The following is a 12,654-nucleotide window of genomic DNA, read 5'->3' as shown; positions in this document are numbered from 1 at the left end:
GATTTTTATCCCGCTCCGACACTTAGTATAAAATATAACGAAGTAAAATGGAAACAAAAAATTTTTGCCACAGTGATAAAAGCTCTTTATCAGTCTCCATTGATGTGCTATACTGAAAGCAATCTTATTCTGCCCGCCGGGAAAGGAGAGGTTTCGCCCATGAACGACCGCCAGCTGCTGTGTTTTCTCACCCTGAGCCGGACGCTGAATTTTACCGCCGCCGCCCGGGAGCTGTACTGCACCCAGCCCGCCCTGAGCTACCAGATCCGCAATCTGGAAAAAGAGCTGGATCTTGCCCTGTTCACCCGCAGCACCACCCAGGTGGCCCTGACCGAGGCCGGCCGGGCTTTTGCGCCCCGTGCGGCAGAGATCTACCGCAGCATGCTGAACGCCCGCACCGCACTGAAGGGCTTTGCCCGGCGGCGCACACTGACCCTGCGTCTTCCGCCTGTGCTGCTGCAGCGGGACCCCATCTACCCCATCCTGATGGCACGGCTGCACGCCGCGCTGCCGGGATATGAGTTTGCGGTGGACACTCGGCCCGTGTCACGCAACCCCCACGAAATGCTCTGCAGCGAGGCAGACGCAGCCCTCTATCTGCCCTTTGGGCCGCTGCAGCCGGAGATCGAGCGCACCCCCATCCTGCACAACACCTTTTACCTGATCGTATCGCCGGAGCACCCGCTCACAGGGCGCAGCACTCTGGCGCTGGCCGATCTTGCCGGGCAGCAGCTGTTTTATGAGCCGCTGTATCAGGAAATGGTGGATCTTGCCGTTGTTCAGCCCGGCCTGCCGTTTTCCGCACCAAGCTGGCACATGGTGGAAAACTACGAGTGTGTTTACAACGATCTGCTTGCCGGGCGCGGCATGTTTTTGTGCCCGATGAAATACCCGGCCTTTCCGGCGGCATGGTATCTGCCGCTGCAGCTGCCGTTGCCGGACACCTGTCTGCTGACCCTGCGGGACGACCCGCGTCCCGAGATCCAACGGCTGCGGGAGGTATTTACTGCTGTATACGCCAGCCGTGCAAAGCTGCTGGGAGAGGCGTAAAAAGCAGCGCCGGAACGGCAAAATCGTTCCGGCGCTGCTTGTTTCAGAAGAGATCAGGCTTCTTCCGGCACATCATCAAAACCGATGAACCAGAGGATCGCAAAGGTGGCCACAAAGGCGATCGCGGCAGAGATCAGTGCGTTGATCACGTTCATGGGATTTTCACCGACATACAGGCCGATGGCTGCCAGACCGGCACCACCGCCGCCAAAACGGCGCACACCGGTCAAACCGGCATACAGGCCACCCAGACCACCGCCGATGGTGGTGGCGATGAGAGGCTTACGCAGACGGACGTTGACGCCGAACAGAGCAGGCTCCGTCACGCCCAGCAGAGCGGTCACACCGCCGGAAACGGCCAGCTGACGGAAGTTCTTGTTTTTGGTCTTGATGGCAACGCAGAGGGCTGCGGCACCCTGTGCAATGTTGGAAGGCAGATTACCGGGGCCGATGACCGTCTCATAGCCCAGCATGGACAGAGAGTTGACATAAGCGGGCAGCAGGCTGTAGTGCATACCGGTCATGACCAGGAACGGCATAAAGGCACCGATGACGGTGGGCAGTGCCCAGGGGCAGACCTTTTCAATGGCCAGCAGGACGTTGACCAGACCATCGCCGATGATGCTGCCCAGAGGGCCAAGCACGCACAGGGAGATGGGAGCCATGATGAGGATGGTGAGCACCGGCCGCAGGATGAACTTGACCACAGAGGGCACGACCTTATTGACAAATCGTTCCACGTATGGCAGTACCAGCGTGATAAGGAAGATGGGGATGACTGAGGAAGAATAGGTTACCATCTTCACCGGCAGACCCAGCACATGGACCACATCGGCATCGGCTTTCAGGGCGATGAAGTTCGGGTGCAGCAGGATGGCCCCCAGCAGCATGGCCATCTGCGGGTTGCAGCCGAACTTTTTGGCCGCGGAGTTGGCCAGGAAGATCGGCAGGAAGTAATAGGAAGAGTCTGCGATGAAGTTGAGGAAATAGTACAGATTTCCGCTCTTGTCGATCCAGCCGAAGAGGGTCAGCACAGACAGCAGAGCCTTGATCATACCGGCACCGGCGATCAACGGCATCAGCGGGGTGAACACACCGGCCAGCGTGTCCAGAATGATGCTGACCCTGCTCTTCTTTTCCTCGGCCGGGGCGGCAAGCTGTTTGACTTCCTTACCGCCGAAGTCGCCCAGTTTCATCAGTTCATCGTACACGGCAGCCACTTCGTTGCCGATGATGACCTGATACTGGCCGCCTTTGTTCACGACACCCACCACGCCGGGTACGGCTTTGACCTTGGCCTCGTCCACGCCGTCCATTGACTTGAGGTTGAACCGCAGGCGGGTGACACAGTGGGTCAGAAATGTAACATTTTCTGCGCCGCCGACCTGTTCCAGCACCTGCTGGGCAGTTTTCTTTGCATCCATTTGTTTTGCCTCCTTCAATATCCTAAAAAATGCATTGCTTACAGGGCGGTGTCTGCGCCGTTGCTTGCAATGACTTTTTTGTACCATGCAAACGACTTTTTCTTTTTGCGGGCCAACGTGCCGCTGCCGTCATCCTTCTTGTCTACGTAAATGAAGCCGTACCGTTTGCGCATCTCGCCGGTGCCCACCGAAATAATGTCGATGGGACCCCAGCAGGTGTAGCCGATCACCGGAACGTCATCCAGCTCAATGGCCTGCCGCAGCGCATCAATGTGACTGCCCAGAAAACGGATGCGGTAATCGTCCTGAATGCTGCCATCTGGCTCTACGGTGTCGATGGCACCCAGACCATTTTCCACAACGAACAGCGGCAGTTCATACCGGTCATACAGCTCATTCAGTGCGATGCGCAGGCCGTCCGGATCGATGGGCCAATCCCAGTCGGTACGCTGGAGATACGGATTGCTGCGTTCTACACAGCAATCCGTATCTTCCGTTGCACGGGCAACTGAAGAAAAATAATAGCTGAATGCGATGTAATCCACAGTTCCTGCGGCCAGCAGCTCGGCATCGCCCGGCTGCATCTCTACCGAAGTGCCCATGCGCCGCAGCTGTGCCGTGCACAGGCTGGTGTAGTGTCCGCGGCACATCACATCGGTGTAATAATAGTTCGGCATCATCTGGAATCTCTGTGCCAGCACATCCTTGGGTGCGCAGGTGCGCGGGTAGGTGGTGGGATACTGGATCATGCAGCCGATTTTATTTTCCGGGTCGACCGCATGCCCGATCTGCACGGCCTTTGCACTGGCAAGGAACATGTTGTGGCTGACCAGCGCTTTGACAGCGTTGTGCTCCTCGCCTTCGGCAAAGAGCACGCCTGCCTGATGGTATGGCTCGCTCTGGTTCATGGTCTCGTTGATCTCATTGAAGGTCATCCAGTACCGGACCTTTCCTTTGTAACGCCGGAACACCGTTTCACAGTACCGGGCAAAGAAATCGATCAGGGCTCGGTTACGCCAGGAACCATAGTGCTGCACCAGATACAGCGGCGTTTCGTAATGCGAAAGCGTGACCACCGGTTCGATCCCGTAGCGGTGCAGCTCGTCGAACACACGGTCATAGAAAGCAAGCCCGGCCTCGTTCGGCTGCAATTCATCGCCCTGCGGAAAGATGCGCGGCCAGTTGATGGACATTCGGAAGCACTTGAAGCCCATCTCGGCAAACAACGCGATGTCCTCTTTGTAATGGTGGTAAAAATCCACGGCTTCATGGCTAGGGTAGTAGTTGCCCTCCATGACCTGTGTATGAATCTCGCGCGGGACGCCGTGGCGTGCACCTTTTTCCACGTCGGCAATGCTCAGGCCCTTGCCATCCGTCTGGTAGGCACCTTCGTACTGGTTGGCGGCGGTCGCACCGCCCCACAGGAACTTTTTTGGCATCTCCATAAGCTTGAAAACCTCCTTGCAGGTATAGAATACTTGCAGGGAGGTTTTTGTGCAATATTTTTTAAACTTATTGGTACAGTGTTAATTTTTCCGTTTCTTTTTGCATGATCAAAAACGGAACAGTGTTTCATTCCGCATTTTCTTTGTGCAGATTCAACAAAATAGGATTGGTGGAGGTGCGGTGCTGTTCCAGCTCTCGGGCGCGTTCCAGCTTGTAGGTATAATTCTTCTGGTAATTCTGCCGGAAGTACTCGGAATACAAGATGTCCAGTAGAAGGGTCATGGACAGATGGGAAGCATAGTCCCCAAGATTCTGATAGATGCTTTCTTTGGTGGAAAGGGTCAGCTTGCAATCCGCATAACAGGTCAGGCTGTTTTCGCCAAAGCTGGTCAGCGCAAGGATGGGTGTTCCGGAGCGTTTGCACTGCCGGGCAATCTCCAGCATCTGCGCCGTTTCGCCGGAATAGGAAATGATCATGGCAAGGTCCCTCTCGGACAGACAGCAGGCCTGATACCGCTGGTAGTTCAGATTGTTGAAAATGACCACCCGCTTGCCGATCTTGAGCATCTTTTCTCGGAAGGATTCGGCCTGATTGATGGCCGTCCCGGCGGAAAAAATGTGGATTTCCTCGTGATATTTGAGCAGGAGCACCGCTTTGTGCAGGTCTTCGTACCGGAGAAGCTGCATAGTGTCCTTGACGGCTTCTTCGTACAGCTCGCCGATGTTCTGCGCCACCCGCATGGGGCTGTCGTTTTCAGCAAAGGGAAAATTGAAATCCACCTTGCCCTGTTGCTGGTCGAGATATTCCAGTTCACGCACAAAATTTTGCTTGAAGTCATCAAAGCCGGTAAAACCCAGCTTTTTGCAAAGGCGCAGGACGGTCGGCGGAGAGGTGTAGGTCACTTCTGCCAGACTGCGGGTGGAATATTTGGCAATTTCCATCCCATGCGCCAAAATATAGGCGGCCAGCGTTTTTTCCCCTTCCGAAAGTTTTTCCTGAAACGCAAGTTTGTCCACGATCAGCATTGCGATTCTCCCTTCCGCTTTTTCTGTAAGCATATCATATCCTGCAGTATTTGGCAAAAAAATTTGCGGCATGCAAAAACGCCGCCGCGTCAGCAAATGACGCGGCGGCGCAGATACAGTGGGAGAAGCGCTTATTTGCCCAGCATTTCGTGGGCAGTCTTGCAGATGGTGGCAGCATCCAGACCGTAGAACTTCAGCAGATCCCATGCAGGGCCGGAGCAGCCGAACACGTCCTGCACGCCTACGCGGCGCACAGGGGTGGGCAGCTTCTCGCTCAGCACGGCGCAGACGGCCTCGCCCAGACCGCCGATGACATTGTGCTCCTCGGCGGTGATGACCTTGCCGCACTCCTTTGCAGCCTTGAGGACGATCTCCTCGTCCAGAGGCTTGATGGTGTGGATGTTGATGACCCGGGCATGGATGCCCTCAGCGGCCAGCTGCTCCGCAGCAATGCGGGCTTCGTTGACCATCAGGCCGGTGGCGATGATGGCAATGTCGCTGCCCTCGGTGATCTGCTCGCCCTTGCCGATCTCGAAGTGATAGTTCTCGGCATCGTGGAACACAGGCACAGCCAAACGGCCAAAGCGCAGGTAGACGGGGCCTTCCATTGCGTAGGCAGCACGCACAGCGGCGCGGGCCTCCACATCGTCGGCGGGGCAGATCACGGTCATGCCGGGGATGCTGCGCATGAGGGCAAAGTCCTCGCAGCACTGATGGGAAGCGCCGTCCTCGCCCACCGAGATGCCGCCGTGGGTGGCACCGATCTTCACGTTCAGGTGGGGATAGCCAATGGAGTTGCGCACCTGCTCGAAGGCACGGCCGGCGGCGAACATAGCAAAGCTGGAAACAAAGGGCACGTAGCCCATGGTGGACAGGCCCGCAGCCACGCCCATCATGTTTTCCTCGGCAATGCCGCAGTCAAAATGACGATCCGGGTAAGCCTTGCGGAACATACCGGTCTTGGTGGCAGCAGCAAGGTCTGCGTCCAGCACCACCAGATCCTCGTGGCCTTCGGCGGCCAGCTCCTTCAGGGTGTTGCCGTAGCTTTCACGGGTAGCGATCTTCTTCACATCTGCCATCTTAGTTTTCCTCCTGCTCCAGCGCGGCGTATGCGGCGTTCAGTTCCTCAATTGCGATCTTGTACTCGTCATCGTTGGGGCCCTTGCCGTGCCAGTCCACAGAGTTGGTCATATAGGAAACGCCCTTGCCCTTTGTGGTGTCCATGATGATGCAGGTGGGCTTTGCAGTCTCTGCATGGAATGCCTGCATGGCGGCTTCGATCTGGTCGTAGTCGTGGCCGTCGATGGTGACGACATTGAAGTTGAAGGCCTTCAGCTTCTCTTCCAGCGGGGCGCTGTTCATCACGGTCTCGGTGGTGCCGTCGATCTGCAGATGGTTGCGGTCCAGCACAACGCACAGGTTGGAAAGGCCGTAGTGTGCGGCAAACATAAAGGCTTCCCAGCACTCGCCCTCTTCCACTTCGCCGTCGCCCAGGATGGTGTAGACGTTGATGGGCTTACCGGCGTGCTTGGCACCCAGTGCCATGCCGCAGGCGGCAGACACGCCCTGACCCAGACTGCCGGTGGACATATCCACACCCGGGGTCTCGTTCATATTGGGGTGGCCCTGCAGATAGCTGCCGATCTTACGCAGGGTCTTAAGGTCTTCCACCGGGAAATAGCCGCGCTCTGCCAGCGCTGCATACAGTGCCGGTGCAGCATGGCCCTTGGACAGCACCAGACGGTCGCGGTCGGCCTTCTTGGGGTCCTTCGGGTCAATGTTCATTTCCACGAAATAGAGGTAGCTCAGCAGCTCGGCGATATCCAGACTGCCGCCCGGATGGCCGCACTTTGCGCTGTGCGTGCCCTCGATCACGCCCATGCGGATGTGGCAGGCGTGCTTGGCCAGAGTAAGTTTTTCTGCATTTGTCATGATGGTCCTCCCGTATGAACCTCAGATTTGCACATGTTCAAAAAAGCCTTTCGTCAGCGCCGGTGCAGTCCTGCTGCCCGCAGCGCGCTCTTTTTCAAGTTTATATTAGCTATTCTATGCAAAAAGGTCAAGCTTCTTCATGCAAAATGTACACACGCGGGGAAATATTCATGGAAATCCGCCGCTTTTTGGTTAAATTGCAGGCTTTTTGCCGTATCTTGACAAAGCCAGAAGCATCTGCTATATTTTTCACAGATTCCGGCACGAAGCCGGGTGTGCGGACAGAAGCCCGTGTTCTCCATCCTGATGGAGCATTTTATCCACCGCTGCGCTTACGCAGCGGTGCAGCGCAAAGCCCACAGGGGGCCTTTGCGTTCTGCCATCTTATTTTGCTGCTATAGACACCACGAAGGGGTCTGCCGTTGGCTTGTAAGCCGGGCAGACCCCTTTTTTTGTCTGGCCAAAGGAGGAAGCTTTTTATGAAAACGAACCCCCATTCCACCACCCGCAGCCTCGTGCTGGCTGCACTGTTCCTTGCACTGGCCTTTGTGCTGCCCATGATCACCGGCCATGTGCCGCAGGTGGGCAACATGCTGTGCCCGATGCACTTTCCCATTCTGCTGTGCGGCTTTGTGCTGGGCGGCCCATGGGGCCTTGCCGTGGGCTTCATTGCTCCGCTGGTGCGGTCGGTGCTGTTCGGCATGCCGCCGATGTTCCCCATCGCCATTGCCATGGCCTTTGAGCTGGCCGCCTACGGCCTTGTGTCCGGCGTGCTCTGGCACAAGGTGAAGCACACCGTGCCCATGATGTACGCTTCTCTTGTCACCGCCATGGTGGCAGGCCGTTTGGTCTGGGGTGCAGTACGCTTTGTGCTGGCCGGCCTGACCGGTTCCAGCTTCCCGTTCAGCGCGTTTTTGTCCGGTGCGCTGCTCACCGCCGTGCCGGGCATCGTGGCTCAGCTGGTGCTCATCCCGCTGATTCTGATTGCTCTGCAGAAGGCAAAGTTCATTGACTGAGTTCCCGATACGCAAAAAGGGCTGTTGCCAAACTCCTTCCGACATCGCTTATGCGATGCCACCTCCCTCAATGAGGGAGGCTTCACAGCTTACCGTCATGTCAGGCTCCCTCCGTGAGGGAGCTGGCGCGGCGAAGCCGTGACTGAGGGAGTTCTTGGTAACAGCCCTTTTCTATATTTTTAAATTTTTCAGTTCTTCTTACCGGTCAGGAACTCCGGCAGGGGCTTGCCCTGCTTGCTCCACTGATGATACTCTGCAGTGGCAGCGAACTCCACGTCACCGGCAGAGTTCAGGGCAGTCTCAACAGAGTCCTGCACCACGCCGATGATGAAGCCGACACCCACCATCTGCATGGCGACATCGTTGGAGATGCCGAACAGGGAGCAGGCCATGGGGATCAGCAGCAGGGAACCGCCGGCCACGCCGGAAGCACCGCAGGCACCCAGAGCGCTCATAGCGCTCAGCACGATGGCTGCAGGCAGAGACACCTGAATGCCCAAGGTGTTAGCAGCGGCCAGCGTCATGATGGTGATGGTGATGGCGGCACCGTCCATGTTGATGGTGGCACCCAGCGGGATGGAGACGGAGTACATATCCTTGTCCAGACCCAGCTTTTCGCACAGGGCCATGTTCACGGGGATGTTGGCGGCGGAGCTGCGGGTGAAGAAGGCGGTCAGGCCGGACTCACGCAGGCAGCGGAACACCAGCGGATAGGGGTTGCAGCCCAGATAGATAAACATGATGAAGGGGGAGACGATGAGGGCCATGAACAGCATGGTGCCCACCAGCAGAGCCAGCAGCTTGCCGTACTGGGTAAAGATGGCAAGGCCGTTGCCGGAAACATTGGTGTAGACCAGACCCATGATGCCGAAGGGTGCCAGATTGATGATCCAGCGCACGATCTGGGAGACCGCATCGGCGGTGTTTGCCATAAAGGTCTTGGTGGTGTCAGAGCCGATCTTCTTCATGGCCACGCCGAACATGCAGGCCCAGAACAGGATGCCGATGTAGTTGCCGCTCATGATGGCACTGACGGGGTTTGCCACAAAGTTGGTGAGCAGAGTGCCCATCACTTCGCCCAGACCCTGCGGCACCACGTCCGACTGGGCAGCGTCTGCCAGCACGACCGTGACCGGGAACATAAAGCTGGTCACCACTGCGATGGCCGCAGCCAGAAAGGTGGTGAGCATGTACAGCCAGATGACCGTGCCGAAGCGGCGGTCCAGCTTGGAAGAGCCCTGTGCCAGAGCACTTGCCACAATCACGAACACCAGCACCGGGGCGATGCCCTTCAGTGCGCCAACGAACAGGCTGCCCAGTTCACCCACCCAGCCTGCACCGGGGGCCACCAGAGCCAGCACCGCACCAATGATCAGGCCGATCAGAATGCGAACGATCAGGCTGATGCCGTTGTAACGGGCAACTGCCTTATTCAACGTTTTCATATAGACACTCCTCTTTCCTATTGTACGCCAATGGCGTACAGCTTCCTGTCTCTTACACAAGGACGGGTGTTATTATAGCACATACGGCAGAGAAATGAAAGCGTTTTCAGACATTTTTCGTTCACAAATTTGCATTCAGGTCGGTGCCCATGGGGGTTTTCCGCCGATCTGTATTTGCAGCAAGGACAGATTTAACCGTTCGCGGCTTCGTTCTCTCCGTCACCGTCGAGCGGCGCAGGGCGGAGCGAGCGGGGGCAAACAAAAAAGCCTGCGTGCGCAGTCCTGCATGGCAGGCTCTGCATCCGCAGACCGGGGCTCTTTGGGGGTGTATTCTGTTTCAACCCAGCGGCTGGGTGGGGGCAAGCTTCTGGTAGGCAAAGCGGGGCGAGCCGTCTGCCACATGGATGATGCCGCAGCGGGTAAAGCCGTTCTTTTCCAGCAGATGCTGCATGATCTTGTTGTCGGCGTGGGTGTCGGCACGCAGGCTCTGGCAGTGCTCCATGCTCCAGTCCAGCACTGCCGATGCCACGCCCTTGTGCTTTCCGGCCGATGCCAGACGGTGCACCGTGCCATAGGGCAGGGTATCGTCCAGCCACTGGCCGTCCTCAATGGCGGCGTAGGTGGGGTCCGCCCCCAGAATAAATGCAAATACGGCCTCGATCTGGCCGTTGACCACATAGAGGAACAACCGGTTCGAGTCGATATCCTCCTCCAGCAGTTCCTGCGGCGGGAAATTATCCCCCCACTGGGTCGGGTTGCCAGATGCCTTCATGACTGCACGTGCATGGGCATAGATCTTCAGGATCTGGGGCAGATCCCCTCTCACTGCTCCACGAAACATTCATTCCACCTCGTCTTTTCTGCGCTGCGCTCGGTCCGGCACAGCACTTTGAGAATTGTTCTTATTGTACTACAAATTACCATAAAAATCCAGTTCCCGCACCAAAGTACCTTAAAATGCTCCAAAACGGCAAAAAGCAGGGGCTGCTGCACTTTCGGCTAAAACGATGTGCAGCAGTCCCTGCTTTTAAAGCAAGTACCTTATGCGCTGGCGCGGCCATGGCCGGTGCGCACCAGCCGGTATTCCCGCGGGCTGAGACCATACCGCTCGTGGAACAGGCGGTAGAAATAGCTGGTGTTCTCGTAGCCCACCAGAGAAATGATCTGCTGGATGTTCATGTCGCTGCGGCGCAGCATGCGGGCAGCGGTCTCCATACGGTGCTTTTGCAGCAATTCCTTATAGGTGCGTCCGGTCTGGGCACGCACGCACTCGCTGACATATGCCAGCGAAACGCCGTACTCCCGTGCCACGTTGGAAAGGCTTGCTTCGCGGTAATTCTGGGTGATCTCTTTGAGTGCCGCCTGCACCAGTGCTTCGCGGCTGACCGTTCCGGCCCTGACTTCCGGCAGGATAAGATTCGTCTGTGTCATCTGCGTTTCCTCCGTAAAGGGTGCGGCGGGCGGGGACTGGGGGATGTCGGACGCCCGCCGCACAGGGAATGGCGGCTCCTGCCGCCCTACACCTCAGATACGAACCGACGCACCGGAATATTGCAGAAAGCTAAAAAATTTTTAGTCAATTTTCGTTGTAGGAGTCAGCCCCCTCTCAGTCACGCCTAACGGCGTGCCAGCTCCCCCGAAGGGGGAGCTTTATCGGCACGAACCGGTAGATGCTTAAAAGCTCCCTCCTTCGGGGGAGCTGGCGAACGCAGTGAGCCTGAGAGGGTTTTCGTCCTGCAGAAAAAGACCGCTTCCGCACCGGGCAGAAACGGCCTTTTTCAGGAGAAATAAAGAAAACACGAACCCTCAAAAATGAGGAAGGGAAATGCTCAGAACATGCTCTCGTCCTTATAGCGGCCGGTGCGCACGAACTGCACCCACTCGGCCACATTCACGGCGTGGTCGCCGATGCGCTCCAGATACTTAATGACCATCAGCAGGTCCAGCGCTGCGTCCACCTTGCCGGGATCTTCGGCGATCTCCTGCGCCAGCTGATGCTTGATGGCGTTGAAGTCGTAATCCACCTCGTCGTCTGCGGCGATCACCCTGCGGGCGGCATTTTCGTCCTCTGCCGTCAGGGCGGCAAGGGCATCCAGGATCATCTGGTGGGCCTTTTTGCCCATGGCAATGGCCTGACTTACCGCCGGGTCGCCCTCTTTGCGGACGGTGACAAGGTGGGGGATGATCTCGGCGATGTCGGCGGCATGGTCGCCGATGCGCTCAATATCCGTGACCACCTTCATGGCGGTGGAGATGCGGCGCAGATCGCCTGCCACCGGCTGCTGACGCAGCAGCAACGTCATGCAGCGGTGCTCGATATCCCGCTCCATATTGTTGATGCGGGCATCCCCCTTCACGATGGCCGCAGCTGCATCGGCATCAGCAACGCAGAGCGCTTCCAAAGCGTTCTCCACGGCATCGGCAGAGTTGCGGCCCATTTCGGTCAGCGAATTTTTCAGCGATTCCAAATCGGTGTCGTACTGTTTACGGATACTCATAGCTGTTTCCTCCTTTAACCGAACCGACCGGAAATGTAGTCCTCGGTGCGTTTATCCTGCGGTGCGCTGAAGATCTGCGCCGTGGGGCCCACTTCCACCAGCTCGCCCAGCAGGAAGAAGGCGGTGCGGTCACTGATACGGGCCGCCTGCTGCATGTTGTGGGTAACGATGACCACCGTGTAGTTCTTCTTCAGCTCACTCATCAGCTCCTCCACCTTCATGGTGGAGCCGGGGTCCAATGCGCTGGTGGGCTCGTCCATCAGCAGCACTTCGGGCTTCACCGCCAGTGCACGGGCGATGCATAAACGCTGCTGCTGTCCGCCGGAAAGGCCCAGCGCGCTCTTTTTCAGGCGGTCCTTCACCTCGTCCCACAGGGCCGCGCCCCGCAGGCTGCTTTCCACCAGCTCGTCCAGCTCAGCCTTATTGCGCACGCCGTGCAGCTTGGGGCCGTAGGTGATGTTGTCGTAAATGCTCATGGGGAAGGGATTGGCCTTCTGGAACACCATGCCCACCCGGCGGCGCAGGTCGGTGAGCTGCATTTCCCGGGCAAAGATGTCCTCGCCCTTCAGCCGCACATCGCCCTCGATGCGCACATTCGGCACAAGGTCGTTCATGCGGTTGAGGGTCTTTAAAAAGGTGGACTTGCCGCAGCCGGAAGGGCCGATGAGAGCGGTGATCTCCCGCTCGCCCACGTCCAGCGAGATGCCTTTCAGCGCCTTGAAGTCGCCGTACCAGAGGTTCAGGTCTTTTGCCGATATCACCGGCATGTTCGTGTTTTCCATAGAGTACCTCATTGTTGAATTTCAACAGGAAGTTT

General features: G+C 57.5%; 13 protein-coding genes. 3 read left to right on the top strand and 10 right to left on the bottom strand.

The annotated features are described in order from the left end of the window. Positions 1-159: 159 nt before the first annotated feature. Positions 160-1,050, top strand: coding sequence for a LysR family transcriptional regulator (locus ACGHP1_RS00925; protein ID WP_180806686.1), 891 nt, complete (start codon positions 160-162; stop codon positions 1,048-1,050). A 53-nt stretch (positions 1,051-1,103) separates the two neighbouring features. On the opposite strand, the gene ACGHP1_RS00920 is transcribed toward ACGHP1_RS00925, so the two are convergent. The 5 genes from ACGHP1_RS00920 to ACGHP1_RS00900 form a co-directional block, all read right to left on the bottom strand. Next, the gene (locus ACGHP1_RS00920) at positions 1,104-2,474 is read right to left on the bottom strand and encodes a PTS transporter subunit EIIC (RefSeq protein ID WP_390507248.1); all 1,371 of its coding nucleotides are present in this window, start codon (positions 2,472-2,474) and stop codon (positions 1,104-1,106) included. 38 nt (positions 2,475-2,512) lie between these two features. After that, complete coding sequence (locus ACGHP1_RS00915) at positions 2,513-3,919, bottom strand: 6-phospho-beta-glucosidase (protein WP_005943672.1); 1,407 nt, start codon at positions 3,917-3,919, stop codon at positions 2,513-2,515. 127 nt (positions 3,920-4,046) lie between these two features. Beyond that, complete coding sequence (locus tag ACGHP1_RS00910) at positions 4,047-4,979, bottom strand: MurR/RpiR family transcriptional regulator (protein ID WP_242960040.1); 933 nt, start codon at positions 4,977-4,979, stop codon at positions 4,047-4,049. Between the two features lie 98 nt (positions 4,980-5,077). After that, positions 5,078-6,025 carry a transketolase family protein gene (locus tag ACGHP1_RS00905; RefSeq protein WP_223388352.1) on the bottom strand — a complete coding sequence of 316 codons (948 nt, stop codon included), beginning with the start codon at positions 6,023-6,025 and terminating at the stop codon, positions 5,078-5,080. Between the two features lies 1 nt (position 6,026). Then, a complete protein-coding gene (locus ACGHP1_RS00900) occupies positions 6,027-6,878 on the bottom strand; it encodes a transketolase (protein WP_097774567.1) in 852 nt (283 codons plus the stop codon). Positions 6,879-6,892: 14 nt separating this feature from the next. Here ACGHP1_RS00900 and ACGHP1_RS00895 point away from each other — a divergent pair, with 14 nt between their 5' ends. Together ACGHP1_RS00895 and ACGHP1_RS00890 are read left to right on the top strand one after the other, a co-directional pair. Next, the gene (locus ACGHP1_RS00895; RefSeq protein WP_390507244.1) at positions 6,893-7,279 is read left to right on the top strand and encodes a hypothetical protein; all 387 of its coding nucleotides are present in this window, start codon (positions 6,893-6,895) and stop codon (positions 7,277-7,279) included. Positions 7,280-7,357: 78 nt separating this feature from the next. Further along, the gene (locus ACGHP1_RS00890; protein WP_390507243.1) at positions 7,358-7,894 is read left to right on the top strand and encodes an ECF transporter S component; all 537 of its coding nucleotides are present in this window, start codon (positions 7,358-7,360) and stop codon (positions 7,892-7,894) included. Positions 7,895-8,082: 188 nt separating this feature from the next. On the opposite strand, the gene sstT is transcribed toward ACGHP1_RS00890, so the two are convergent. From sstT to pstB, 5 genes are all read right to left on the bottom strand, one after another. Further along, positions 8,083-9,330, bottom strand: coding sequence for a serine/threonine transporter SstT (gene sstT, locus ACGHP1_RS00885; RefSeq protein ID WP_347563029.1), 1,248 nt, complete (start codon positions 9,328-9,330; stop codon positions 8,083-8,085). A 346-nt stretch (positions 9,331-9,676) separates the two neighbouring features. Next, positions 9,677-10,180 (bottom strand): GNAT family N-acetyltransferase, encoded by a 504-nt coding sequence (locus tag ACGHP1_RS00880; protein ID WP_097774563.1) that lies wholly within the window; start codon positions 10,178-10,180, stop codon positions 9,677-9,679. 200 nt (positions 10,181-10,380) lie between these two features. Next, positions 10,381-10,770 carry a helix-turn-helix transcriptional regulator gene (locus ACGHP1_RS00875; protein ID WP_390507240.1) on the bottom strand — a complete coding sequence of 130 codons (390 nt, stop codon included), beginning with the start codon at positions 10,768-10,770 and terminating at the stop codon, positions 10,381-10,383. 398 nt (positions 10,771-11,168) lie between these two features. After that, on the bottom strand, positions 11,169-11,837 hold the full coding sequence (gene phoU, locus ACGHP1_RS00870; protein ID WP_390507238.1) for a phosphate signaling complex protein PhoU: 669 nt from the start codon (positions 11,835-11,837) through the stop codon (positions 11,169-11,171). 14 nt (positions 11,838-11,851) lie between these two features. Beyond that, positions 11,852-12,619 (bottom strand): phosphate ABC transporter ATP-binding protein PstB, encoded by a 768-nt coding sequence (gene pstB / locus ACGHP1_RS00865; protein WP_097774560.1) that lies wholly within the window; start codon positions 12,617-12,619, stop codon positions 11,852-11,854. Positions 12,620-12,654: the final 35 nt, after the last annotated feature.

Source organism: Faecalibacterium sp. i21-0019-B1, from assembly GCF_042852915.1.
In the GTDB taxonomy this organism is placed as follows: Bacteria; Bacillota; Clostridia; order Oscillospirales; family Ruminococcaceae; genus Faecalibacterium; species Faecalibacterium taiwanense.
The sequence above is the reverse complement of the archived record's forward strand: the minus strand, read 5'-3'. Positions and strand labels throughout refer to the sequence as shown.